This window comes from Acidicapsa ligni, from assembly GCF_025685655.1.
Taxonomy (GTDB): Bacteria; Acidobacteriota; Terriglobia; order Terriglobales; family Acidobacteriaceae; genus Acidicapsa; species Acidicapsa ligni.
Genome location: NZ_JAGSYG010000003.1, coordinates 44,263 through 69,646 on the forward strand (window position 1 = coordinate 44,263; position 25,384 = coordinate 69,646).

The 25,384-nt window shown below is 55.4% G+C and carries 22 protein-coding genes; 12 read left to right on the plus strand and 10 right to left on the minus strand.

The window, feature by feature from the left end; translation table 11 throughout:
• Positions 1–19: 19 nt before the first annotated feature.
• Positions 20–1,642, minus strand: a complete 1,623-nt coding sequence (locus tag OHL19_RS10705; RefSeq protein WP_263357686.1) for an MFS transporter — start codon at positions 1,640–1,642, stop codon at positions 20–22.
• Positions 1,643–1,901: 259 nt separating this feature from the next.
• Here OHL19_RS10705 and OHL19_RS10710 point away from each other — a divergent pair, with 259 nt between their 5' ends.
• On the plus strand, positions 1,902–2,672 hold the full coding sequence (locus OHL19_RS10710) for an MBL fold metallo-hydrolase (protein WP_263357687.1): 771 nt from the start codon (positions 1,902–1,904) through the stop codon (positions 2,670–2,672).
• A gap of 307 nt (positions 2,673–2,979) precedes the next feature.
• Here OHL19_RS10710 and OHL19_RS10715 read toward each other — a convergent pair whose 3' ends face one another.
• The 4 genes from OHL19_RS10715 to OHL19_RS10730 form a co-directional block, all read right to left on the minus strand.
• Entirely contained in the window at positions 2,980–4,068 is a 1,089-nt protein-coding gene (locus OHL19_RS10715; protein ID WP_263357688.1) for an NAD(P)/FAD-dependent oxidoreductase, read from the minus strand.
• 442 nt (positions 4,069–4,510) lie between these two features.
• Positions 4,511–5,488 carry an SDR family NAD(P)-dependent oxidoreductase gene (locus tag OHL19_RS10720; RefSeq protein WP_263357689.1) on the minus strand — a complete coding sequence of 326 codons (978 nt, stop codon included), beginning with the start codon at positions 5,486–5,488 and terminating at the stop codon, positions 4,511–4,513.
• Between the two features lie 102 nt (positions 5,489–5,590).
• Positions 5,591–5,998, minus strand: coding sequence for a hypothetical protein (locus OHL19_RS10725; protein WP_263357690.1), 408 nt, complete (start codon positions 5,996–5,998; stop codon positions 5,591–5,593).
• Between the two features lie 14 nt (positions 5,999–6,012).
• Complete coding sequence (locus OHL19_RS10730) at positions 6,013–6,639, minus strand: FMN-dependent NADH-azoreductase (RefSeq protein ID WP_263357691.1); 627 nt, start codon at positions 6,637–6,639, stop codon at positions 6,013–6,015.
• Positions 6,640–6,822: 183 nt separating this feature from the next.
• Here OHL19_RS10730 and OHL19_RS10735 point away from each other — a divergent pair, with 183 nt between their 5' ends.
• Together OHL19_RS10735 and OHL19_RS10740 are read left to right on the plus strand one after the other, a co-directional pair.
• Positions 6,823–7,359, plus strand: a complete 537-nt coding sequence (locus OHL19_RS10735) for a TetR/AcrR family transcriptional regulator (protein WP_263357692.1) — start codon at positions 6,823–6,825, stop codon at positions 7,357–7,359.
• A gap of 404 nt (positions 7,360–7,763) precedes the next feature.
• Positions 7,764–8,237, plus strand: coding sequence for a MarR family winged helix-turn-helix transcriptional regulator (locus tag OHL19_RS10740; protein WP_263357693.1), 474 nt, complete (start codon positions 7,764–7,766; stop codon positions 8,235–8,237).
• 282 nt (positions 8,238–8,519) lie between these two features.
• On the opposite strand, the gene OHL19_RS10745 is transcribed toward OHL19_RS10740, so the two are convergent.
• Positions 8,520–9,191, minus strand: coding sequence for a hypothetical protein (locus OHL19_RS10745; protein WP_263357694.1), 672 nt, complete (start codon positions 9,189–9,191; stop codon positions 8,520–8,522).
• Positions 9,192–9,443: 252 nt separating this feature from the next.
• Between OHL19_RS10745 and OHL19_RS10750 the strand changes: the two genes are divergently transcribed.
• Together OHL19_RS10750 and OHL19_RS10755 are read left to right on the plus strand one after the other, a co-directional pair.
• Positions 9,444–10,019: a sigma-70 RNA polymerase sigma factor region 4 domain-containing protein gene (locus tag OHL19_RS10750; protein ID WP_263357695.1), complete on the plus strand. Its 576-nt coding sequence runs from the start codon at positions 9,444–9,446 to the stop codon at positions 10,017–10,019.
• Positions 10,020–10,053: 34 nt separating this feature from the next.
• Positions 10,054–10,773, plus strand: coding sequence for a hypothetical protein (locus OHL19_RS10755; protein ID WP_263357696.1), 720 nt, complete (start codon positions 10,054–10,056; stop codon positions 10,771–10,773).
• 16 nt (positions 10,774–10,789) lie between these two features.
• Here OHL19_RS10755 and OHL19_RS10760 read toward each other — a convergent pair whose 3' ends face one another.
• Entirely contained in the window at positions 10,790–11,881 is a 1,092-nt protein-coding gene (locus OHL19_RS10760) for an aminoglycoside phosphotransferase family protein (RefSeq protein ID WP_263357697.1), read from the minus strand.
• Here OHL19_RS10760 and OHL19_RS10765 point away from each other — a divergent pair.
• Positions 11,876–12,085 (plus strand): hypothetical protein, encoded by a 210-nt coding sequence (locus OHL19_RS10765; RefSeq protein ID WP_263357698.1) that lies wholly within the window; start codon positions 11,876–11,878, stop codon positions 12,083–12,085. The genes OHL19_RS10760 and OHL19_RS10765 overlap by 6 nt on opposite strands.
• A 200-nt stretch (positions 12,086–12,285) precedes the next feature.
• On the opposite strand, the gene OHL19_RS10770 is transcribed toward OHL19_RS10765, so the two are convergent.
• Both OHL19_RS10770 and OHL19_RS10775 read right to left on the minus strand, forming a co-directional pair.
• Positions 12,286–13,560 carry a S41 family peptidase gene (locus OHL19_RS10770; protein ID WP_263357699.1) on the minus strand — a complete coding sequence of 425 codons (1,275 nt, stop codon included), beginning with the start codon at positions 13,558–13,560 and terminating at the stop codon, positions 12,286–12,288.
• A 30-nt stretch (positions 13,561–13,590) separates the two neighbouring features.
• Positions 13,591–16,122, minus strand: coding sequence for a CHAT domain-containing protein (locus OHL19_RS10775; protein WP_263357700.1), 2,532 nt, complete (start codon positions 16,120–16,122; stop codon positions 13,591–13,593).
• 669 nt (positions 16,123–16,791) lie between these two features.
• Here OHL19_RS10775 and OHL19_RS10780 point away from each other — a divergent pair.
• A complete protein-coding gene (locus OHL19_RS10780) occupies positions 16,792–18,222 on the plus strand; it encodes a PAS domain-containing protein (RefSeq protein ID WP_263357701.1) in 1,431 nt (476 codons plus the stop codon).
• A 112-nt stretch (positions 18,223–18,334) separates the two neighbouring features.
• Here OHL19_RS10780 and OHL19_RS10785 read toward each other — a convergent pair whose 3' ends face one another.
• The gene (locus tag OHL19_RS10785; RefSeq protein ID WP_263357702.1) at positions 18,335–20,116 is read right to left on the minus strand and encodes an ABC transporter ATP-binding protein; all 1,782 of its coding nucleotides are present in this window, start codon (positions 20,114–20,116) and stop codon (positions 18,335–18,337) included.
• A gap of 415 nt (positions 20,117–20,531) precedes the next feature.
• Here OHL19_RS10785 and OHL19_RS10790 point away from each other — a divergent pair, with 415 nt between their 5' ends.
• The 5 genes from OHL19_RS10790 to OHL19_RS10810 all read left to right on the plus strand — a co-directional run bounded on the left by OHL19_RS10790 (position 20,532) and on the right by OHL19_RS10810 (position 25,378).
• Entirely contained in the window at positions 20,532–21,068 is a 537-nt protein-coding gene (locus OHL19_RS10790; protein ID WP_263357703.1) for a helix-turn-helix domain-containing protein, read from the plus strand.
• Between the two features lie 279 nt (positions 21,069–21,347).
• Positions 21,348–21,602, plus strand: a complete 255-nt coding sequence (locus OHL19_RS10795) for a PqqD family protein (protein WP_263357704.1) — start codon at positions 21,348–21,350, stop codon at positions 21,600–21,602.
• A 20-nt stretch (positions 21,603–21,622) separates the two neighbouring features.
• Positions 21,623–22,993 carry an aminoglycoside phosphotransferase family protein gene (locus tag OHL19_RS10800; protein WP_263357705.1) on the plus strand — a complete coding sequence of 457 codons (1,371 nt, stop codon included), beginning with the start codon at positions 21,623–21,625 and terminating at the stop codon, positions 22,991–22,993.
• On the plus strand, positions 22,990–25,020 hold the full coding sequence (locus OHL19_RS10805) for a prolyl oligopeptidase family serine peptidase (protein WP_263357706.1): 2,031 nt from the start codon (positions 22,990–22,992) through the stop codon (positions 25,018–25,020). Before OHL19_RS10800 ends, OHL19_RS10805 begins: the two co-directional genes overlap by 4 nt.
• Complete coding sequence (locus OHL19_RS10810) at positions 25,001–25,378, plus strand: lasso peptide biosynthesis B2 protein (RefSeq protein WP_263357707.1); 378 nt, start codon at positions 25,001–25,003, stop codon at positions 25,376–25,378. The genes OHL19_RS10805 and OHL19_RS10810 overlap by 20 nt, the downstream gene beginning before the upstream one ends.
• The last annotated feature ends 6 nt before the right edge of the window (positions 25,379–25,384 follow it).

Below are 25,384 nucleotides of genomic sequence, written 5' to 3' on the forward strand. Positions count from 1 at the left end.
AGTGCCAAGTTTATGCGCTCTACGCGGTCGCAGGCTGAGTGCCTTCCTCGTCATGTTCACGAGTCGGATTGCGCAGAAGCACAAGAACCACGACGGCCCCGGCAAGCGAAGTGAAGGCACAAGAGAACATGACAAGGCGAAAGCCTGAAAGAAATGACATATCCAAGATCGACGTCGCTCTGATCCGTTGCTCTTCCGTCAGCCCCGCAGGTATTGGAATGTCATGGATTCGAGACTTGCCAGCGACCATTTGATTGCGAGCCTCGACTGGTAGACCGGAGCGATCCAGTTGCCTCTGCAGGCTGACTGCGAATCCATGCGCCAGGACCAGAGACAGCACCGATACAGCCAATAAGCCACCCATTCGGGAGAGTGCATTGTTTACCGCCGATGCAATGCCCGTTTGGTGGTCCAGGACCGAGGACATCACTGCAGTCGTGAGTGGTGCGACTGCACAGGTCATTCCAGCGCCAAGCAGCAGTACTCCGGGCAGGATGCCGAAGACGTAGCTTTGTTGCTGGTCCAAAAGAGCGAATGCAATGAAACCAGCCCCAGCGAGCGCCGCGCCGAGCGCCAGCAAGACACGCTCGCCGATTCGGGGGATCAAGTCTCCGACACGAGCAGAGAAGACGAACATGAGAGCGATCAGCGGAAGAAAGACCGCGCCCGCAGCGACGGGAGCGTAGTGACGCACCTGGATGAGGTAGAAAGGCGTTACATAGAGCGCCCCGGTCAGAGCCCCGTAGAGGAGGAAGGTAAGCAAGTTGGCAGCCAGAAAGCGTGGGATGCGGAAGAGCGATAGCGGGATCATCGCATTTGTTCGCTTGGACTGAGACCACAGAAAAGCAGCGAGCAGCACCAGTCCGGTCATGAATACCAAGATCACCTTAGGGCTGTGCCAACCAAACTCTGGGGCGAACGAAAGAGCATAGATCAACGCGGCGAAGGCTAACGTGGCCAACGCGGCCCCCAGGCGATCGAGGGGTCGTGCCATCTCGCCGTCGCCCGCCGATCGGCTTTCCGGGATTCGGGGCGACAACAAGACGACCACCATGGCGATTGGCACGTTTAGCAAAAAAATGAGTCGCCATGACCAGATCTGGATGAGCCAGCCCCCGGCCACGGGGCCGAGAGCGGCAAAGACGCTTGTCCAGGCGGACCAGGTTCCGATGGCCCTGCCACGCTGATCCGCAGGGAACGATGCTGACAGGATCGAGAGTCCTTGAGGAATCAGAAGCGCGGCTCCGATTCCCTGGATGATGCGGGATGCAACAAGCATTGCTAAAGAAAGCGAAAGAGCGCACGCCACGGAGGCGAGCGCAAAGATGACGATGCCCCAGATGAAGATCCGGCGCCTTCCATACCGATCACCGATAGCGCCCCCAGGTAGCAAGAGAGAGGCAGTGAACAGTGCGTAGCTCTGGACAATCCATTGAATACTGCCTGAGGTCCCCTGGAAGGCAGCTTGCAATCTCGGTAACGCAACATTGACAACTGAGCTATCCATGAACGCCAGTGACGAGCCAAGGATGATGGCAATTAATACCCATTTGCGGTCGTTCGGGGTACAAGGTGAAGCCGACGCACTTGAATCTACGTGAATACAGGGGGGTAAAACATGAGCATTAGCAGTCGGAATCATTGGCACAAGTCATGGATGCTCCCGAATGAGAAAGGACGCGCAGCCGACGCCCCAACTGGCAAAGGTCGAAGTCGTTTGGTTCGCCGTGTAGCAACAGAATCCATCATTATCACCATATGCCTTCAGTTCGGTGACGGACTATAGGGGATACCCATTAACAGATAGCCCGTAACATAAGGACCCGATTGTGATGAGCTATGAGTCAGTTTAGAGTTCGTGTGATAAGAGAAAGTCGCCACAATAGGCTTGGACTACCGATATGGAAAATGTAAAAGTTCGCATCATGCTGATAGACGGCCCTACCTTGTTCATTGAATATGCCGGCCTTCGTCTTCTTACCGATCCCACCTTTGACCCGCCCCAGCTTTATCCTTTGGGAGGAGAAAATCTCAGGAAGTATAATTCGCCACCGGTGACACCTGAGTCGCTGCTGCCCATTGACGCAGTTCTGCTGAGTCACGATCATCATATGGATAATCTGGACCAGGCTGGAAGAGCGTTTCTCCCGAGTGCGGGGCGCGTGATCACGACCGCCAGCGGAGCAAAGAGACTCGGAGGAGAGACGATCGGCCTTCACCCGTGGGAGACGACCACCATTCCGCTGCCGAATGGGGGTAAACTCACCATTACCGCGACGCCCGCGCGTCATGGTCCAATTGGGATTGAGCCAATCATCGGCGATGTGGTCGGATTCGTACTCTCGACTGAAGGCCACCGGGACATCTACATCACTGGTGACACGGTATGGTTTGAGGGTTTGGAGCCGGTAGCGCAGCGGTTCAATGTTGGTCTTGCTGTCCTCTATGCTGGTGCAGCTCAGCCGCGAGGCCCCTTCAACGTAACCATGAACTCCAACGACGCGCTTGAAGCAGCTAGTCGCTTCAAGGATGCCAAGATTACGTCTGTTCATAACTATGGCTGGAGTCATTTCATCCAGAGCCCGCAGGAATTGGAGACAGCCTTCAAATTTGTTGGGAATGATCGGCTCATCACACTAAAACCAGCTGTCCCAGTCGACTTGACTATTTGAGACTGCGCCCACCCGCTGACATTCGAGACCCTGTGCATCGAAAGGCAGCGGGTGACTGTGCAAATTTCCAGTATTGTCAGTTCCGACTTCCCATCTCTATCGTAGGGGGAATGGACAACATCAGGCTGACGGCCCGTGAGCGTGAGCTTTGGCGTGCTGTAGAGATACTCGGCGGTGTCATCTCCAGCCGTATTGAGAGCGAAGCCCTGAAAGCCTGCGTCAAAACTTCAACTATCCTCCCCCTCGGAACCTCTTCTTCGGGACCTTCCCTTCAGGCCATTTTGATGGCCTCGCTATACCGAAAGACTCACCTTCGATTTCGCAGTGACCCGTCATGCAGATGCACCCGTAGCATCTTTTGAAACAACTTTGGATACGCCGATAAAGCGCGCAGTGCATGTGAACGTAAACCTGGTCGTCGGTCCATCAGCAACATGGCGGATGCCATTGCTTGCGGGAGCCGCAACGTCGTGACGTGTTTCGAGGCATAGCTGTCCAGGTTATTCGAGCCGATAGCATCGGCCAGCAGCCTCGCCTGACGAAAGCTAATCGCCAGGCCCTCGCCCGTGATCGCATCGACAGATCCCGACGCGTCGCCCAGAAGCGCAATGTTGCCCCGCGTGACGCGACGCAGGCGTGTGGTGGTAGTGATCGCGCCGCGTTCGCTTGTAATGCACTGGAGGCCCGAGAGCTTGGCACGCAGCAGAGGCACACTATCGATAATGTCCTGCAGCCTCACTTCACGAGAACTCGTGACGACTGCTACGCAGATTTCTTCCTGACTCAGCGGAGTGATATAGGCCTGTCCCGCAGCAGCCCAGTGAACTTCTACGTATTCGCTCCAAGGTCTTATGCGGTAGTGGGCACGGAAGCCGAAACGTCGATGACGCAATCTGCGATCGTCAAGTGCTGCCCACGAACGTACACGCGAAGCGTGGCCATCAGCGCCGATTATCCAGCGATATGCGCACGGCTTACTCTGGACGGTTGGCGGTGCCGAAACACTGAGGACGACAGGCGCACCCCACAACATGCGAACGCCAACGTTCCTTGCATATTCCATTAGCAGATTGTGCAACGTTAATCTGCGGACGCCGAGACCCGTTTTGCTGGTTCCGTTGCTACTGTCTCGATCAAAGGTAGCCGATACCGTGCTATGCCCATCAGCAAAACGAATCCCGATAAACGGGGCACCGTCGTTCGGGCGCGGCACGACGCCCAGTTGAGCTAGTTCGAACAGCGCGTCCGGCATCAACCCTTCACCACAAGCCTTATCGATAGGAGGTCGCTGCGAATCCGCCAGTAATACGTCTGCTCCGCGGCGTCGCAGCGCAATTGCCGCCGCTAGCCCGGCAGGACCACCGCCGACAATTAGAACATCACAGCTCTGTTTCAAGACGTCGCCTTCCTCATAACTCCCAGCATGCGAGAGCCGGCCGCTCGGCATAAGCTTTGGGCAAGTTCAGCAGCCTATAAACAGATTCCCGCGCGATGGCCGGCATCTCACCTTCCATTCGCAGTCGCTGCGCGTCGAGGAAGCATCCGTAAGGTGCTCGTTGATTTCGAGATAAACGGTGCGGGCTTCGCTTGTTTATGCCAGCGGATCCACCCGCGTTGAAGTAGCGGTTCTTCCGAAGCATGTTACAAACTGAAGGTCCTCTCTCAGACGGGAACTGACGGACAGACGATTTCGTTAGAGATGGAGCCAATATAGCAACCATCGCCATGAGGAACACCCGAGCAGAATTAGGAAGAAGGTACGCACGATTACCCAACGCATGCTGTGGCCGGCTAACTACTGACACTCACACTCGGCGTCGGGCATCTGCAAGGGAACGCTAAAATTCCTCCCCGACCATCTCCTCGCTCTTTTTCCAAAGTGCCTCGGCAGTGGCGGCGTCGAGAGCGTACGCCCGAACGCCGTCATCTAGCGGTCCGAGCGGGCGATTATCCGATATGACTGGACTGGTGCGACAATTCTCGCAGTAGCCCGCCCCAACTTCATCGCCCGACGCCACGACAGCACACCAGACTGACGTCGCCGCACCTTGCTGAATTGTTTTCAATACGAACGGTTCTTTGCCTTCAGCGGCTAGCTGCTGGTTCATTTGGTCGATCATTTTCTCCATTGAACCTGGCTCCATGTGGCGCCCTAACTCAGTTTTGATGAGTCCTGGATGGACCGCCGTGGCGCGCGTACCACGGGCCCTGTGACGCTTATCGAACTCGACGCCAAAAAGAATGTTGGCCGTCTTCGATCGTCCATAGCCCACAAAGGGCTGGTATTCAGTTCTTGCGAAGTTCGGGTCGTCGAGGTCGACATTTGTGTATCGATGAGCTCCGGAGGATAGGTTAACGAGGCGCCCTCCGTCACGAATGAGTGCTGCGATCCGGTTGATCAGGACAAAGTGTCCAAGGTGATTCGTCCCGAATTGCCGCTCGAACCCATCCACCGTGTATTCAAGTGGAGTCGCCATGACACCTGCATTCGCGATTACTACATCGAATTGTTCGCCACTGTCCAACAATGCGTTGGCGCAAGCTCTCGCACTGCTGAGCTTTGCAAGGTCGGCTTCAACCAACTCGAAGTTGCCACCTTGTGCCTGCGCATCTTTTGTGATTTCGGTCGTCGCCCGTTGGGCCTTCGCCAAATCCCGCACGGCGCCCACAACATGCGCGCCATGCGAAACCAGCGATCGGGCAGTCTCGACTCCAATGCCGGCCGATACTCCGGTGACGAGGATCCTCTTGCCATTCAAATTGATTCCGGACAATACCTCGTCTGCCGTCGACGTAGCACCAAACGTGTTCGTCATCTTACTCCCTCCGTCTACAAATCAATAGAATTGGATGACGGCTGAATTCTCAGCGAGCTGGTCTCGTGGCCGCATCAGCCGCAGGGATTTACTCGGGATAGATCAGATTAGTGTTTGCTTCTCCCCGGTAGGAGTCTTCGCTGTAAAGAGGCCCGCAAAGTTATTTCGATACTGGAGAAAGACCAGAATCCAAAGCACGGACGCGACCAAGGCCGGAGCGATGCTGGCTGGAGCAAGAGTCAAATGAAAGGCAAGGATGTTGTAGAGTTCCGCCGCGAGCAGTGCCAGCGCCAGAGGTACAAAGTATCCCGACAGAAGCAAGACACCGCCCAATAACTGTACCGCGAAGTAGAACGCAGAGAAATGCGATGTACTGACGACCACGAAGAACTGCATCACCAGTGGATTGGCCGGCGGTGGTTGAGGAATAAAATTAAGAAACCCGTTCAGGCCGAAAACTGCGAACATCAGTCCCAGCAGATAGCGTGCAATTGTCGAAGCAATTTTCATGTGCTGTCTCTCCTTTAGAGGGTCTGCGCGTACGTTTGCACGGCCTGAAGATGGGGCGCGAGAAATGTATCCCGATCCTGACCATGATTCAGCGCCATGGTGCCGCCAGCTGTGAGAAATGTCGCTGCCGTCACGCCGAGGAAGCCGAAGAGTGCTCGAAGATATGGCTCCACGAAATTAAACGAGGCCATCTGGGTTTGGGCGTCGTAGATGCCGCCAGTTGCAAGGATGAACGTCGCCTTTTTGCCGATGATCAGCCCCTTTGGTGTTCCATCCGTGTAGGAGAAGGTCTTGCCGACACGAGCGATCTGGTCAATCCAGAGCTTCAGCACAGAGGGCACGCTGAAGTTATGCATGGGCACACCGAAGACATATTCATCAGCCTCCTCTAGTTCTGACAAAAAGGAATCCGACAGCGAAAGCAACTGTTTCTGCTCCGGAGTACGCGCCTCTTCGGGCGTATACACAGCACCCACCCACTCAGCAGTGATGGGCGGAATTGAAGTCGTGTTCAGGTCGCGGTCAATTACCAGCCCATGCGGATGGGAAGACTTCCACTGGGTGACAAACGCGGCGGTCAATTCACGTGAGACGGAACGACCATGGAGTGGACTGGAATCGACGTGCAAAAGCTTAGGCATCAGAAAACCCCCTATGCGACATCTGATGACTAATAGACATTAGTCGATTCAAAAGATAGACATGTGTCGAATAAGTACACTGTCGCGCTGCGAGGGACTATGCTTGAATTAGATATGTCAGATTCATTCCGATTCGGGGACGAGGTGGATTCAGTCGATCCACGCATTCTGCGGAGCCGCAGCATGCTTATTGAAGGTCTGGCTAGGTTGCTCAATATAAAAGACTTCGATCATATTTCTGTTCAGGACATCGCCGACGAGGCCGCTCTGAATCGCGCTACCTTTTATCTCCATTACCCAGATAAGAATGCCTTGTTGCAGGCCATGACTGAGACCCGGTTCCGGGAACTCGTTGAGCGTCGAAGTTTAACTTTCTCAGACTGTGAAGGTGGATTGCGGGCAATCGCATTAGGCGTCTGCGACTATCTTGCCGAGACCACCGGTTGCCCCAGTCAGTTGAAGAAAATGCCAGTCGAAGGATCAATCATCCCAGTCGTGGAAGCGATTTTCATGGAAGGCGCAAAAAACCACCCGGACGTGCCCGGTTTCGATAAAGCGATGGTGGCGACTACGACAGCCTGGGCAATCTTCGGTGCGGCCCGACGCTGGATTGAAACATCGGATCGTATTCCGGCCGAGGAGATGGCAGCGAAGATCGAGGGTATGGTCAAGCCGATCCTTCTGAACGTTTCTAAGGCGGCAAGTAAAGTCGGACTGTAGAGTGGCTCGTTTTGCTCCCTGTGGACTGTGGTCAGCTTATCGAGGGCCACAGCTGTTATCGGAGCGTGCGCCAGCTCCATAACGTGAAGCCAGCCACGTATCTATGATGCCTATCCTTCAATCGAAATGACGTAACGGAACTACCCGATCGTCACAGAAATCAAGTCCGCTTGAGTTCCTGTGTGTTGACAGAACTGACTGACCTCACAATGCATGGGCACTGCCAATACGCACAACCAAGCGCTGTTAGCGGATGACTATAACGTATATCCATTAATGGACATCTCGTAATAGAAGCACACAATTGCTTGGGGATGCTAATCCGTTTACAGTCAGGCAAATTGATCGTTGTCCTCTGAAGGCTGCCTGAACGGACTGAAGGACAGAAAAGCAGCTTCCAGATTGTGGGTGTTGTAGGTTCCCCCATCCATCGTTATCGTTGGTGCGTGGACAAGTTCAATCTGACAGCTCGTGAGCTCAACCTTTGGCGTGCCGTGAAGATACTCAGCGATGTCGTGTTCAGCCGCATTGAGAGCGGCGTCCTGAGGGCTTGCGGGCTTTCGGGCTCGGAGTTTAGCGTGTTAAGTCGCCTTCACGATTTAGGCGATGGGAAATTGGGCCAGCAGGACCTTTTACAGTCGTTGAAGTGGAACAAGAGCAGGCTTTCGCATCAGCTTACCCGCATGGAAGCAAAGGGATTTGTTCGTCGCGAGCCCGCCGGTCGCACCGCGGAGGTAGTGATGCTTGCTGCTGGGAAGAGGGTGCTCAAAGCGGCGCAGCCTGCGCACGCTCAAGCCATACGGCAGTACCTCAGCAAGAAGCTCACCCGAGAAGAAGCTGACACGCTACTCGCCATCTTTGAAAAGCTTTCAGAGTAGGTCCTTCTCGACTCTTGACCGTTCCAGATCGCTCCCTGACTTCACTCCTGGTTCCATCTCTCCAGCGGTTGCAGCCAGAAGGCCTCATGAAAAGAGAGCTCGAATGTATGCCTCACGAACTCGGTCCCGAAGTATAGAAGAGGAATTGCCACAGCAAGCATGACCGCGAAACATAGGACATTGCCGATGGTTTCAAGCGGCGTAGCGCGTGAGGGGGTGAGCGGCGATCCACACTGGCTACAACGTTCAGTCCGGCCGGGGTCCTGTTTCGTTAGCCATCGGTTAGTGCTCTTCGCCAGTGAAGCGATAGCGTTCGCTGTCTCCGTCGTCATCCTCGTCCTCCTCAGAGTCGTTTAGTGCCGCGAAAGCAGCACGTTCCTTTTTGTCCCTCCGCACATCAAGAAGCTGACTGCCCAGCGTGTGTTTCGGAGAGTAGCAATATTGCAAGTACGCCTCGAACAGGGCCAGATTCGGGGCGCCGCGTGCGAGCAGCTCCGGCAGATGTTTCTTATAGAGCTGGCTTAGAGCTTCGGGCGTGATGACATATAGTCGCTTGCTACCGTGAATCTCCACCGCTGCCTGCAACCAACCGACGTCGATCCAGTGGTGGATCTCAGTCTTCCGAATCCGTAGAGCTACAGAGAGACTCTCAATCGAGAAACGATCGCAACGGATGTCACGCAAGCTGAGGTTGTGCCGTCTGAGCATGCTTCGTATCGCCTGTGGCGTGCGATGCAGCTTCTTTGCGACTTCTTCAATTGATTTTCTAACGAGCTCTTCGCGTACCTCTTCAACCTCTTCATCTTTCCAGCGACGATGGTCGGTTGATCGCTTCAGCGCGTGCTGAATAATAAAACGCCAGCACTGGTCTTTTGTCCTTCCGGTGCGACGCTGGAGCCGTACGACGAGTTCCTCAAGTTTGTTGCCCGACAAGACCCTAGCCTGCGCAGCCATGGCATGTGCTTCCGGGCCCCAGTCGGTAGCCAGTGTCAACGAGTTTGATTGAGTCGTCATGCAAGACATATGTCAGTGCGAGCAACAGACATCCCCCTTCGTCTATAGAGCCGTCGAATCGAGAACAAACGAACATGTCAATCTGCAAAACGATGTCTTTGTGTGGATCTTTGCTACTATCGCAAGTGATTAAGCATCAAACTGGAAGCCTGGCTTCCGTTAGGTGATATGTCAACCTTCATGGATTAGCTAATGTTTTCACCGTCTCCCTCTGACCTTATTTGGGCCATCGGATTCGCTCCTCAGAGCCGCTGGATCGCTCCGGTAGTACGTGCTGCCGTTCGCGGTGCATGGCCGGAGGCGCAACAGATTGCCCATAACCAACTGGGCGACGAGACACTGGCACCTGAATTAATGGAAATCGCAATTCAGCAGACCGCCGAATACCTTGCCGATTCTCCTCCCATCGAAGTCGAAGCCGCTCAAGTTCATCTGGAGCGCTTCTATCGCAACGCAGTGAGGAGGAGGAAGAGGGCAAACCAACGGTTGTCATTCCGCGGTACCGCCAACGATATCGAATTCCTCCTGCCACCCACTAAATCCTTTGAGGACGAGGTGGAGGCCGAGATCGACCTCGATACAATTCTCGATGAGACGCCGCAAGACCTGCGCCATGCGATGCTGATGCGCTTCGGAGCACGCAGTTCGTGGAAGGATGTGTCCGTCGAGTCATCCAAGTCGATCGATGCCATTCGTATGGGGTGCCATCGTGAGATAGACCGCATTCGTAGAAGGCTCGGTATCAGGGTTCGCGGGCGCAAACGTTAAGTTACAAACATTCCCCTATAGAGGAAAGGTAATCGTGAATCAGTTGCCAGGCTTCAGGGAGGACGACGAGAACAACACGCTCACCTTTGAGCGCTGGGAGGCATATGTCGTCGAGCACTATCCCAACCCTGAGAGGCTAGGCTGCCCTGGCGACGATGTGCTGAAGCGGTTCGTCGATACCCCGGCCGCGGTTGGACTTGACCAACTTAATGACACACACATTACACGATGCAGGGAGTGTACCCTCGAATTGAGGCGACTGCGAGAGAGCCGTGAGCAGCTGATCGCGACAGCCCGCGCACAGTCGATGTCGACTCGCTCGAAAGCCCTGGGCTTTCTGATAGCTGCGTGTCTTGTGATTGCGGTGGGTATTGGTTTCCGGAAGATCGAGAGCGCCAGGCAAGCAACCTCCAATGCTTCGATCGCAAAGGTAGATGTGGATCTGAGTGGGGATGGCGTGGTCCGGGGGAGCGGGTCGTCTGTTTCTGAGGTTCAGGTGTCTCTCCGTCGAACCATCGTGGAACTTCATGTGAAGTTGCCGTACTACAGTCCTGCTGGCACATATCGAGTCACTGTCCAGTCCAACAGGAACGCACCGGCTCTCCGCGATGTGAATGCCAACGCGGAGGTAAACGGACCCCATGCCGATCTACATGTGACGCTCGATCTCCGTGACCTGCGTGCAGGTAAATATCTCCTCGGCACGAGGCATGATGGAGAGATGACTTACTATTACCCCCTGTCCTTGAATTGATCCGAGGCGTCATCGGTCATGCACACATGAGAGAGTTCTGCTCGATCAGTTTCGCGGCACGGTCGAGTCTCCGCGCCAACGTTCTCGCATAGCTCTGGGATAGCGGGCGGTCAGGACCAGTCATTGTCAACCACTCTGGTCGACAGCAAAGGTCACAGGTCACTGCGATCAGCGGTACAAGTGTGAAAGCTGTCTCGATGTCTGCAGCAGGGATCAGTTCAGCCCATTGGCTGCGGTACAGCTCCGAGAGCCGATGGACATGGCCGCACGCTCCACCGGTCTGCAGGAGTTGAAGACGCAGCTGTTCAAATGTCACGAAAGGCACACCAATACTAGCTTGCGCCCAATCGGTAAACAGGCATCCGCGTTGTGAGATGAGGATGTTCTCTACACTGAAGTCGCAGTGCATCAACGCATCTGGGATGTTCAGGCGCAGCATTCGAGAAGCTGCTTTTTCGAACAAATCCCGAATGCGCCGAATGCGGGCTGGTTGGAGGCGCGGCCCCGTCGATACCTCCTGCGCCTGCACCGCATCCTCGAGGTAGGGAATAAGTCCGGCTAACCGTTCGAGCAAGCGAGAGATACGGTGGTCATGACAGCCATCCTCGAGCAGCCTGCCTGTGTGCTGACAGCTTTCTCGTTGAAGTTCTGCGATGCGGCGGACAACATCTTCAAGGACTCGTCGATCGGTTGAGGCATTTGCCAGAGAGACACCCTCGTCGCGCATCAACCAGGCACTCCAACCCGAATGGACTGAGATGATCTCGGGCAGGTAATCCGGAAACAGCGATGCCATGGTGCTGGTGATACCCATTTCACTGCGGTTCAGAGAGCCTCCGGATTTGAGCCAATAAGCTTCACCTCGTTCGTTCTGGAATCGGATCAACGAACCGGTTGCTGAGGCATTGAATTGATCCAACCGCCAGCGTGTTTGAGGTCCGCGTGACCGCGTCTCGGTCTGAATCCATTCGATCGCCTCGTCGATCCATCCCAGCCGGGAGAATGGACCACGTCCAGTGGAACCCTGTGTCAGCACACTCGTGAGAGTGTCATGCTCGGTAGAGGACAGCGCGTTCGCGCGGATCTCAGAGAGCGATGTCGGGTGCAAAAGGCAGCCGTGCAGGCTACGCGTGTCGCGGAGTTCGACCAAGACGAGGTTGCCACATCCTGGCCGGTCACCGAGTATGTCGAGTACGATTCCTTCGACTCGCCACTTCTGACGGATGAGCTTTACGATCTCCCGGGCGGGGCGAGTCCATCGGGGGACACGGACACGAGGAAGCGCGATCGCACCGCTTCGGTGCTCAGCTAGTATTCGCCTCGGCACTTTCTGGATCAACACGAGTCGATACTCATCGGATTCAGGGTCCGAAAAGCGCATCCGCAATTGGGCCGCTAGGGCGCGTGGAGACTACCGAACTCCGCTCGCATATGCGGCCTCGAAGTGAGTGTGCCATTCAGGCCGATCCAACACAATTCGTAGAAGGCGACAATGTTTGGGATGGTCCTCGGTCAGAGGGTTGAAACCACCTCGACCGCTCTCTCCAATTGAGGGTCGGCTCCGGACCTTGCGGCGCTTGAATCAAACGGAACATGCACGTCCGGTTCAACCGGGCTGCCTTCGAGAACCCATCCATGCGCGGTGCGATAGACGCCAACGGGAAGCGCCACGCGGTAACCGCCGGAGAGTTTGAAGTCGTCGCCGCTCAACAGCCGACCGGAGGTCGGTTCGCCCACCAGGACCGCTAGACCGTTCTCCCGCGCAAATGCTGCCACAATCTCGCTCGCGCTGGCGGTGTGTCGGTCGACCAGGAGAACCACACGCTTGCTGAAGGGTTTCGGCTCAAGTCCTTCGGTGCGGAGCAGGATCGGTTTCACCCGGAGACCCAGCTTTGCGGCTGCGATCCGCCAACCGAATTTAACGGTTAGCCATTTCAAGACCAGCTTGCGCTGCGGTATTGAATCGAAAACCGGGAATCTCTGGGCGTCGGATGACATTCCAGATTGGCTGCGGTGCTCGCTGTAGCCGATGGGAAGACGTTCGGGTGTAAGCAGGCTCATTAACCGGACGACTGCCAAACCTCCTCCTGAGTTCCCACGGAGATCGATAATTAGCCGGTTCACCGGATGCAATTGCCGGATTGCGGTTGTAATTTCGTTCGCTACATCCACGCCGACCACGCCGGGGAACATGGAGATGCGGAGATATCCGATATCGTGGCGAATTCGCTTCGGCACGACCAGAGTAGGTTGCACGTATGGAAGCTGGAACCTCTTCTTCGACGCAATCGGGATGTCCAGTTTGCGGGTGACAGGACGACCTTCGTTAGTCAGCACCTGCACGATCGTTTTCTTCCCCAATGGAAAACTGGGATGTTCGGGTGGAGAGTAGATTCGGCCATCTACCGAGAGCAACACATCGCCGGCCTTGAGGCCAGCTCTGGCTCCTGGCCCACCCTCATGGACAATCTGAAAGACCCAGCGATCCTGCCCCTCGATCGATTCTGCACTGTAGGTCGCACTGATCGCCATTCGTGCCGTTGCGCGCTGAGGCCGTTGTTTGTAGAAGCCTACGTGGGAGGTTTTGAGTTCTGCGAGGAGTTTGCCCACTGCCAGTTCAAAGGACTCCGCGGACTCGGCACTCAGGATTGCCTCGCGGTGTCTATCTACGGCTGCCTTCCAGTCGACTCCCCGTAGATTCGGATCATAAAACTTGCTGATGACTCTCTCCGACAGCATATTCAAAATCTCTGATCGCTGGTCTCTGTTTAGTTGCTCCTCTGCCATTTCTCATTCCTTTGTTGTTTGGCTTCGGTTTCAAAGCGTCCCCGAGGGGTCCCCAACCACTTCAAAGCCTGCCCAATAGTACGGCGATAGGTCCGCCCGAACGAAATCCAGTTGCGCCTCGCGAAGCGCAGCCCCCTTCTCGTGATGCTGCGCGAGTTTCTGATAGAAGTCCGTCATCAGATGCTCAGCCGTCCTGTCCTGAAGCTCCCATAATGTCGATACGACTGTTTCCGCGCCCGCTTCGATGAATGCGTTCGATACGTTCGCGATATCCGATGCACCGATGGGGCCGACGCCGGTGTTACACGATGACAGGGCAACCAACCGCGCCCTGAGACGGAGATTGCGAATCTCACGTATCTCCAGGCGTCCATCGTCCGGACCATCGCTTTCGGGTGAAAACACCAACGCAGAACGGTCCGGGAATTCCAGATCCGCGTAGCCGTGGAGCGCCAAGTGTAAAACGCGATACTTCATCAGAGGAAGTTGCTTGAAGCGGGTCTCTGTCGCGTCCGGACCTATTAGTAATGTGTTAGGTTCTGGAAAGTCGCCGGCGATCTCCTCGACCTCCTGCTTACTCTCCGGCAGAGGTTCGAAGTCAGGAGTCGGGGCACGCAACGAGACGGACCGGACCTCAGCTTCTTCCTGTTCATCCATGGCCGACCATGCAGCAACACCGACATAGGACAGAGGATCGCTGCTGGTGACCTGTTCGCGATCCCTCAGGAGGGAAAGAACTGTCGCCGATGGACTTGCACTGACGGTGTGCGTCGTGAGCACGTAAGCGTTGTTCGCCATGAGGGCAGAGAATGGGAGCAGATGAAGTTGCCCGTCCGGAATGACGATCAAGGCCGGGTTCGAGCGATACTCCGGTACAGGCGCCAGGAGCTCACTAAAGAGCCGCGAGGCAAGCACTCGATCTGCGCTGCGACGACGCATCGTAGCTTCGTAGTGTCGAGCGTCCAGCTCGATCTCCTGCTTCGATGGCAGATCGTATTTATGAACGCTTCCGCGCGTAATGGCGAGAACAGAGGAGGTTGGCTCGGCGAGAACATACTCGAGAACAAGTTCGCCGGATTCCAGATGATTCTGGACACTTGCCACAGAAAACGGACGCCTGGCAGCGCGCATAGCGAGCGTCGTGTTATCGCTCGAGAGATTTGCGGTGCGAAGCGCCTCTTCTAATTGCAAGGTAATCGCGGGTTCATCACTCTCAATGAGCTTCACGTTCAGGTCCGAGATCTTCTGCTCCACAGGAGAGATCGGATGAGGGAGTACCAGCGCGTGATCCTCCAACGCGTGAGCCTCGACCCTTCCGCGCTCCCTCTCTACGACCTCGAAGGCCCCCGCAAGGTCGCCCTCGCCGGCAAGTGATCGATAGTATGAGGTGTAGACAACGCCCAACTGCGTGATCAGGTCGCGCTCGACTTCCGGGGTGGGCGCTGTCGCGACTAGTGAGTCGATCAGGGTTAGGCTCCGTTCGTACAAGGAGTGCGCTTCGTGCGACCGGCCCATCCTATCGAGGATCTCTGCTTTGATCGCCAAGTTGCGGGGAGCATAATACAGCTCATCGGGTTGCTCTTCATTGGCATGAATGGCTTCATCGACTGCCTTGAGCGCGTCGGGCAATTTCTCCTCGTGTTCCAGGGATACCGCGAGCAAGCCGCCGGTCTCGGCGATGCCTCGCCAGTATTCAAGATGTCTTGCATAGGCCAAGGCGCGCTCGTAAACATGCGAGGCCTGATTCCATTGATTGATGTCGCCATAGACCTTTCCTTTGGATGTCAGGATCTGGAAGACGTGCGCATCCAGTGTCGAAGACGGAAGGCGCGCAATGGCTTCATCTGCGAGTTCCAGGGCATCCGAATATCGATGTAAGCCTCGCAATGCGTCAATTTTCGAGTCCATGGCAATACTGGGATATGCAACACTGCGGGAGCTGGTCGCGGTGTTGATGGCTTCGTCAAGAACCCGCATCGCACTCTCGTACTGCTGGAGTTCTACCAGGCCAGCGCCATATACGCTTGCATAGCGAACGTGCGCGGGCTGATCGTGAAGACACCGTGCCGTTATCCATGCAATGCGGACGAGCCTTCCTGCCGACGCGACGTCTCCCTGCAGGAATGCGGCGATACCTTGCTCTCCGACGGCACGGGCCGCCAGACGATATCGACCGCGTCTGAGAGCGATGGTCTCAACCTGCTCCCACGTCTTCCGCGCCATCCCCGCATCGTAGTTCGTCTCGAGCATCCCTTCGATGAGCAGGATCCTCAGGTGGGTATCAGGGCCGTTCGCATCCGGTCGCGTCTCGTCTCTCTGAAGCTCCACCAATAGGGACGAGATGGGCTCCGACTCGGCCCGGAGAATGAAGCGGCTTACGTGCGCATAGAGCGCCTTCGATGGCAGGTGCTGCGTCGTAAGGAGTGACTCAGCCTTTTCGTAGAGCGGGTCAGCCTCAACCCAGTCATTGTTCCACGCGAGCTTGTCTGCCCGTTCGAGGAGAGCCTCGGCGCCTCCTACGGAATTTCGGAAGAGATAGAGACATACGAGTCCTGAGGCCATTGAGGCTCCGAGGACAGTGGCAAGGGTAAGACGTTTGCTGAGTCTCGACATAGCAGCACAGAATCAAATCCTCCTGAGCGAGTGACTCCTCGACTGGGGATACGGCGAAGGCTAACACGTCGTGACCGGGGTTGATATTCGTAGAAGGCGACAAAATGGCAGGTCATTTTATCGGTCGCCTCTCGTTAAGAGTTAACGCAAACTAACAGTGAAAATCTTCGAAAATCGGCCATAAAAGCTGGCTCGTTCCTACTCCTCCCAGAGTTGCTATAGCAACTGTCACCGTGCTAAGGTGATGCCCATGCACTGCAGAAGAGAAAAAAGTTTCCGCATGTTGCGACTGCGAAAGCCACTCGTGACCAACAGCAGTCTTTCGAAAGACTCCTCTAAGATCGAGTGCTAGAGTTACGCCTGCGCAGTCCTGCTGTATTTTTTCGTTGATCGATTTGATCCCAGTTCGTTGATGGTTGACGTCAGATCTACCCCTCTCTCTGGTGATTCAGTTCATCCATGCGCGAGGGTCGCTTTTCTTTGCTGTTCACTGGATATTGACCAGGGGGCCAAAGTTATGGGCTTAGATCTCGCGTTGCTGATGCGTCTCCGGTTTTCCAAGATCGAGGATGCAGTAACGGTGACAGGCACACGGTCACTATCACCAGGGGCCGATCCATGGCATTTGCGTTATTAAGCGAAACACTGCCGAGACTCTTGTTATTCGTCGAAAGGCACAGAAGACCCGCAGTGACGGTCCTCCTCGCCGGTAGCGGTTTATTCGTTTATGAGCTGCGCTTCCATTTGGTATTGGCCGGAGTGGTTGCGATAGCCGTCGCGACTGGGGGATGGGTCTTCGTGAAAGGTTCGCGCCGGCGCGACGGCTCTTCGCGTCGATCTCAACTGAATAGCCCGAACAAGTGTGAGGGTCCTTCAAAACGTAAAGAGGACTGCCCGTTCAGGAACGAAAACTTCGTGTCAATGTTGCGATTCCTTCCAGTCGGCGTTGCATATTTTGGTCTCGGGCGGAGGGTCCTCTATTGCAATCAGGCGTTCTGCCGAATCTACGGATTCGACGAAGAGGAGCTGATAGGCGAGGTGCCCCCGATGCCGGAAGATCGCAGGCTGGAGTGGTCACAGATTGAAGAGGATCTGCGACTGGGACGTCACTTTTTCAACATCGAGACCGTAAGGGTTCGAAAAGACGGGACCCAGTTTCGCGCTTACATCTCCGGGTTGCCTATATTCGACGACAAGCGCGAGCTGACCGGGTTGATGGGAATCATTATCGGCGCAGAAGATATGCCAATGGCTCATGGCATCGCCTATGACCATATCCTGTCCCTCGCAGAGAGCAGTTCAAACTTTCTTCTTTTGCTAGACCCGAACCTTCGGATCGTTTATGCAAATCCCGGATTTTCCGTGGCAACGGGCGTCGAAGCCACAGATCTCTACAACACGGAGATTCTGGAATACTTCCCGGTTGACGAGCGTGCGAGCATCCGCACAGATTTCGACGAAGCGTTGCTTTCGGGACGAAACGACTTCTCCGCGGAAGCACATGTCCAAAATATCGCAGAGAGCTCGGCGGTCCCGGTGAGGCTCGAATTCTATCCCGTATATGGGCCAGATGCACGAACGCCAAGCGCGATAGCATGCGTTGCCCACGACCTGCAACGGGAAACCGAGCTTCGAAATCAACTTCTCCAGAGCACCCGAGAACGGCAGACGCTCTTCGAGCGATCGCCAATTGGCATTCTCAAGGTGAACACCTTGGGCTATCCGATCGCCATCAACAGCAAATTTCAAGAGATGATCGGTTATAACTGCGAGGAACTCAAGAAGCTCCCTTTCTCAACGCTCGTGTATCCGGATGATCTTGTGCGTGGCCGAACACTGTTCCTCGACCTTGCGGCCGGAAAGATTGAGCAGTTCCAAATTGGGAAACGCCTGGTACGAAAGGATGGAGCTGTCATTCGCACGGTAATGTTCGTATCACTAGTACGGGATGCCGCCGGCAAACCCTCTCACACGATCAGTGTCGTGACACCGCTACCTGAAGAGGTATTCATTGCGGAGGTTCCGGAACTCCCGCATGCCAACGCCTGATCTCGAGCGCAACTGTTATAAGGTGGCGGCGCGCAAGACTCCGTCAGGAACCTGAGCTACACAGCCAACGAGAATCTAGGACCTTTGGCTACCCTGCGGAAGTGGTCATTCGCTAAATCTCGCTGAGGCGAAGTTGCCCTCCGATTCCGGGGCTGTCCAGCGAAGTCTCGTCGGCCTTGTCAAAGAGCTCGCGATAGAGATTGGAATCACGGTACAAGTCTCGGTGTCTTCCTTCGGCGACGATTTGCCCTCCGTCAAGGAGAACCAGCCGATCTACCCACATAAGAGAGTGCAGGCGGTGGGAAATGATAACGACCGTCTGAGCGCCCCCAGTGTCAGCGATGGATCGGAGTACGGCATTCTCGGTGGGGACGTCTAGTGCGGAGGTAGCTTCATCGAGAACCAGGATGCTGGCATTCCTCAAGAGTGCCCGCGCCAGAGCCAGGCGTTGACGTTCTCCACCCGAGAGACGCGCAGCCTCGGGGCCAAGCGCGGTGGTCAGGCCTTCCGGCAGACGCTGGATGACGCCCTTTAGCTGCGCTGCTTCGATGGCAGTCTCAAGTTGGGTCTCAGTGGCCGATGGCGCTGCATAGAGAAGATTGTCGCGGACGGTTCCGGAGAACAAGGCAGGATATTGGGGCACATAGCAGAGCGAGGCGCGGAGAGCTGAAAGCCGGTACTCTCGGAGAGGAATCGCTTCGAGTGCGATCTCTCCTTTCGTGGGATCTGCCACACGGGCCAAGAGACGCGCTAAAGTGGACTTTCCTGAGCCGCTTCTTCCGACAATGGCGAGCCGTTCGCCCGGGCGAATGGAAAGCGACACATCGTGGAGACTTTGTTCTGCATCGGTATAGGAAAAGCAAACTGAGTCGCAGATGAGGCCGCGGCGCAAAGGGGAGGGAACTGACTGGACTGTTCCATAATCCTGCACAGTCGGCTCTGTTTCGAGGACCTCCCGTACGCGGCGGGTGCTTGCCAGCATCCGTTGTGAGCGCGCGTATAACTCCATTACGGACGAGACGGGCTCAAATATCCGTGTCACGTAAGCATAGAAGGCGACGAGACTGCCTATGCTAAGAGCTCCCCGGAGGTACTCGTGCGTTCCCATCCCAAGAAGGCATAGGATGGCACAAGCCATCACCGCGGTAACGGTAACGCTGAAACCGATTTCGGTCTTCCGCTGCGACCACTGTGCAGTCGCCGTCTCATCGCGAATATTTATGGCGCGCGTCGCGCATAGTTCTTCCGCTCCCAGGAGTTGAATCTGCGGAACCGCTCCGAGGTGTTCGGCGAGGTGGGCTGAGCTTCGACCCACTTCGGCCTGGGTCCGGTCGGCCTTGAGCTGAATGAGGTTGCGGTATCTTGCCCGGACCCACAAAAACAGCGGCAAGAGTGGCAGAACCGTGAGAGTCATCCGCCAATTCAGGCTGAACATGACCACCAGGTTCAGGATAAAGAACAGCACCGAGCGCAGGATGGTGTTCAGCGCATCGGCGGCGAATTGCGCGACCTGTTCGACATCCTGCTCGATCCGGCTAAGCTTTTCCCCTACATGCGTCCGCTCATGCCAATCAGCCGAGAGCGCCGTCATATGTCTCACTAACTCTGTACGCAGATCGAGACCTATACGTTGACTCACCCGAAAGCTGACCAGGGAAGAGCAGCCGCCGACGGCAGACCGGCCTACAAAGCACAGGGAGATCGACAGAACCATGCCAAGCGACGTGAGCAGATCGCGGGACGGTAAGGTTACATCCAGCCAGCGCCGCATCAGCAGCGGATCAATCGTAGCGACGATACTGCCAATCATCGCCGCGGCCACGCTGAGCGTCACCAAACGCACATGCGGTTGCGCCTTTACCAGAAGCCATCGGACTGTACCGAGAGGTGCCATCAGATGCTCTCAATGTGGATGCATGGTTAAACACTTGTAGAACGCAAACTCGCGTACTGTATCCGGATCAAGGATTTGAAGCGAACGGCATTCCCACCTCATCTGAGATCAAATCGGGATTTCGGATTGCTCCCGTGACTCTCCTTCAACTGAATTGCATCGAGCGTAGTAACTCCGGGACTCAAAATCGGGCGGTGCGGGTTAGGGGTCATTCATTTGCTACTGGAGCTTGGTATAAGCGTTCCACAACATAGTTTCTTCCGGATGCTCTTGCTGAACGCGCGATTGGTCATTCCTTCCGCGCGAGGCGATACTGTTGGAACGTGTGGCGCTTCAACTCGCCGCGGCCGTGTACCAATCGAACTGCCGATGTCGCGAGCTGTGGTAGGAAAGAGACGCGCTGGGGTCCAACTCCATGCGCACCTTGGGAACTCTGCTGAGATTTAGCCTTGGGGATGCATTGGTGGCGAAGCACGGAGACGAAGAACTTACTGAAATCGAGCGAGAGATCATAGCGGAAATCCGCTACTGGCGGTCGATGCCTCAAGGCGATCCTCGGCGAGAAGACCTGAGCGATCCTGCCACCTTCGTTTACAACTTGATCGAGCGAAAACACGCGAACGTGCAACTGCATGTGAAACGCATCCTTCCTGAGTTGGGCATCTCTTTGAGGACATTCGAACGTCGTTTCAAGAAGAAGTACAACAAAAATGTCCGGGATCATATCCATGAGGTTCGGCTCGAAACAGCGTGCTCGATGCTGGGCTATGTCCATGCCGAGTTGATCGGAGACATTGCGGTGCGGTTGGGCTATACAGAGATTCGAGACTTCAATCGGTTCTTCTCCGACCATACACATATGTCACCGACAAATTGGCGTGAACGCGAACAAGCCCTGACCGAGCGTGACATCCACGCGCGCGATGGTGAGGGCAACGAGCCTAACGACTAGCCACACTCTACCGCGTGTCCGAGCGGAATCGAACAGCGTGTGTGTACTTTGTCGACTTATACGAATTGTTTGTTTCTCAGCTCAGGAGCACACTCATCTTCATCAGTTGGCTTTTCAGTAGTTGAGTCACTTGAATACTGACCGACTTATCTCGGTGATTTTCTCGGCATTCTAAAAAGACTCAAGGAGAGCAACATCCATTAAGGACCGGGAACAGTCATCCGCTGCGAAGCAGGTCGGCCCGGATCAAGGAACCCTTGCGCCTCAGAGAGGTTGAATATGTTGATTGCTAAATCAGAGCTTCGATCTGTAATTACAGCGCAGGGCGCGATGATTCTCAACATTGAGGCCGATGAGATCTCGACATTAAACGAGCTCGGTGGCTACATATGGGGACTTCTACTCGAGGGTAAGTCGACGGATCAGGTCGTCGCCGACCTTGCCCGAGAGACCGGAGCGGACGTTTCAGTGATAGCGGCTGACGTGAACGAGTTTCTCGAGCAGTTGGCGGCGAAGAAGATTGTAACTCTCTAGGAAGTCGAGCGAACACCACAATGCCAAATGTCCCAGATCAAGTTGAAACACGAACATACGCGCTTGCACTGATCGGCCCGAACTCTGACGGATTGATGGGTTTATCAGGCGTGCACGGTGTTCAACTGCCGCATGTCGAGATCCCGAAATGGACCAGGGTCGCGGAGGAAATCAATCTGGCCGTTCGAAAAAGATGGGGGCTCGATAGCCTTGTGCTGGAGCTCCTGCCTTCGCAAAATGGAGCTCCCGATTGCGTGCTCGCCGAGGTCATCGGGCAGAAGTCTGGATCAATACCTGAAGAACTCTCGATTTGCGACCTTGATGTAATCGAAGGCCCTGAGATCACACCTGGGACGCGAGATGCGCTTCGCACAACGATCACTGGCAATGGTTCGGCAAAAGGGCCATTCTCACGCCGCGGTTGGCTTATTGAAGCGAGGGACTGGATTGAACAGAGCGCAGGAAATGGGAAGGCCACGCTCTCAGGAGTCTTCCGCCAATACAACGCGAGCGAATCCTTTGCGCTCGTCCGGTTTGAACGGTTGGAGGGCCAGGCAATCTGGCTTAAAGCTACTGGAGTTCCCAATGCACACGAGTTCGACGTCACCGTCCGGCTGTCGCAATTATTTCCTGACTTTCTTCCGCAGTTGATCGCAGCTCGTTCAGACTGGAACGCATGGATCACGGAAGACGCAGGGACGTCTCTCGGGGCATGCCAAGACCTGCCCACACTAGTGCGCGCCGTCGAAGTGTTGGCGGATTTACAGATCGAGAGCCTCGGAGAGATAGACATGTTGAAAGCCGCAGGGTGCATGGACCGCAGCCTGCGCAATGTACACACGAACCTCGGCCAGATGTTCGATTTCCTCGATGAGGCTATGAAGCTCCAGGTTTCGACTAAGTCTAAACCCCTTTCCTCTGCGAGGTTAAGAGAGATTTCAGAAGTTGTCGACGAAGCGTGTACCGCGATGCTCGGTCTTGGCATTCCTCCTTGTCTCGTCAATGGGGACATAAATCTCGACAACATCCTCTTCGATGGAGTTCGATACCGCTTCATTGACTGGGCGGAGGTGGGGATCGGTAATCCCTTTCTGACCTTGCAACAGGTTATCCAGCACGTTATTCGTGATGACGAACATCAGGAATGGGCGCCAGTCCTGCGTGCAGCTTACCGAGCCAAATGGCTTTGGCTGCTCAGCGGGGACCAGATAGATAGGGCCTTCTCACTCATGCCTCTACTTACAATCGTCGACTATCTATACGGTCGTGGCGAGTGGCTCCTGTCCGAACGGCGCGACGAGACTTCATTTCAGAGCTTCGCGCGTACGCTCGGACGGTGCATGGACCGAGCCGCTGCAGAACTTTCCTCGAAGGGGGCAATCCAGTCATGAGTGCGATCGCAGGAGGAGTAATCGATGTTATTCACGGTATCGAGGTGCGGGACCCGTATCGCTGGCTTGAGGACCGAAACTCACGGGAGACCGATCAGTGGCTTCATAGCCAGGCCCGGATTTGCAATGAGTACTTCCTGCGGAACCACCTGTACGACCCCTTGCAAAAAGCCATTCGAGACACGCTCTCGGTTGAGATCGTGGATCAGGCTGCTCGGGTGGGCCGATACCTCTTCCCGCGGAAGCAGTGTCGCGGCGAAGAACAGGCTTCGATTCGAGTATGCGATGTAGAGAAAGCAGCAGAAAAGATACTGGTGGATCCCGCCGCACTTGGCCCTGGAACATCGGTGGAGATCTTGCATGTGTCCCGTGACGCTTCGCTTCTTGCCTACAAAGTTCGCGCCAAAGGAACGGATGCTATGGAGGTGCATGTCGTCGATGTCCAGACAGGCATTATTCTGCCAGACTACGTTCCCTTGGCGTATGGCCGGGGGTTCACGTTCGACAGACTGGGATCAGGCTTCTTCTACTCGGCGGAGCCCGTTCAACGAACGGACGTGCTCTCGATTCGTTACCACCGCTTCGGCAATGATTTTACAGAGGATATTTCGGTGTTTACAGTCCCGTGGACTCCGAAACGTCATCTGATCTTGCTTGGAGATAACGGGGTTCTTGGCGCGCTGGTCACCGACTCGTTTGGAGAGGAGATGGTGCAGGATTTCTTTGTTACTGACGAAGCTAACGTACATGTCTGGAAGCCCGTTTACAAAGGTATGAAAAATCGGGCCGTGCCTCTGATTTCCCAAGGCAGAATATTCCTGATCGATCGCTATGACTCTCGGGGTGGAAGCATTCTGGAACTCAACGAGGCAGGAGAAACGCACGGCATAGTTGTTCCGCATAGGTGCAGCCCGATTCAGAGATGCACAACTGGTCCAAGCTGCTTCTTTGTGAGTTATTTGGATAAAGAGCAAACGCGCCTCGAACAGTGGAGTCTAAATGGCGAGCTCTTCAACGAATACCTCATACCAAATCGTGGTTCCGTGGAAGTGTTTCCGTCTCTCTCCGATGAGAGCGGTTCCTTGTTCTTTCTTCAGGAGACTTACACGGAAGCTCCGAGCCTCTGGGAGATCAAGCTGTCCGAGAGAACGGAGCCGACCACCACACTCTTGAACGTTTCCGAGCAAAGCATTTCAGCTATTGTTCGCCAATGCTCATATACCTCTCATGACGGAACCCGGATACCGATGGTACTGATCGGCCCGAGAGAAGACGGAGAATCGGGCATTCGACCGGTGGTGATGATGGGATACGGTGGCTTCGGCGCTGCGGAGAAGCCACGTTTTTCTCGGTTCATCAAGCTCATTGTCGAGCTCGGTGTGACAGTCGCGAGGCCAAGTATCAGGGGCGGGTCAGAGTTTGGGGAGGCGTGGCACCTTGCGGCAGTCCGAAGAAATAGGCAAACGGCAATCGATGACTTTCTGGCGGCTGCGGAGTGGCTCCAATCGGAGGGCCTTACGGACCAGAGGCACCTCGCGATCATGGGCAGCTCTAACGGAGGCCTTCTAGTTGCGGCCGCGGCAGTGCAGAGACCAGATCTCTTCGAGGCGGTGGTGTGTACGGGACCTCTCACAGATATGGTCCGATATGAACGCTTTGATAGGGCGTCTAAGTGGAGATCCGAGTACGGTACCGCAGAGGACCTCGATGAGTTTCGAGCTCTATTATCCTATTCGCCTTACCACAACGTTAAGGACACAGTCGACTATCCTGCAATGCTCGTTGTCTCCGGCGACGCGGACGACCGCTGCAATCCCGCTCACGCCAGGAAGATCGTTGCTGCAATTCGAGAACGCCAAACACAGCAGAGGCCCATATTGCTGGACTATGGAATCGATTGGGGACACGTGCCAACGCTCTCCCTCACCGAACGCACTCAGTCGCTCTGTCGCAAGATCGCGTTCCTCTGCGAGCAGCTCGGAATCTCGATCGAAGGAGATGCACTCCATGATGTATTTGATTCTTAGAAGCTACCTCATGCTGATTGCCGTTGACGTCGCGCTGAGGAGGGCAGGCCTTAAGAACGCTTACAAAATTGTCAGCGAGAGCACGACGAGACAAATTGCGGGGGACCGAAGAGTCCCGTATGAGCACATTTGCAAATCCGTGGACCTTGCTTGTGTCTTCTATCCGAAGACCGTTTTTTGTCTACAGCGCTCTGTGGCCGGCGTCGCAGTTCTTCGCGCATCTGGCTGGCCGGCAGAGTTTGTGACCGGCTGTTCCATCAGCACTTTTGAGAACCACGCCTGGGCGGAGCTAAACGGCGCCGTCGTCAACGATAAGCCCTACATGCATGAGATGTACCAGGTCCTTGACCGCCTGTGAGGCATT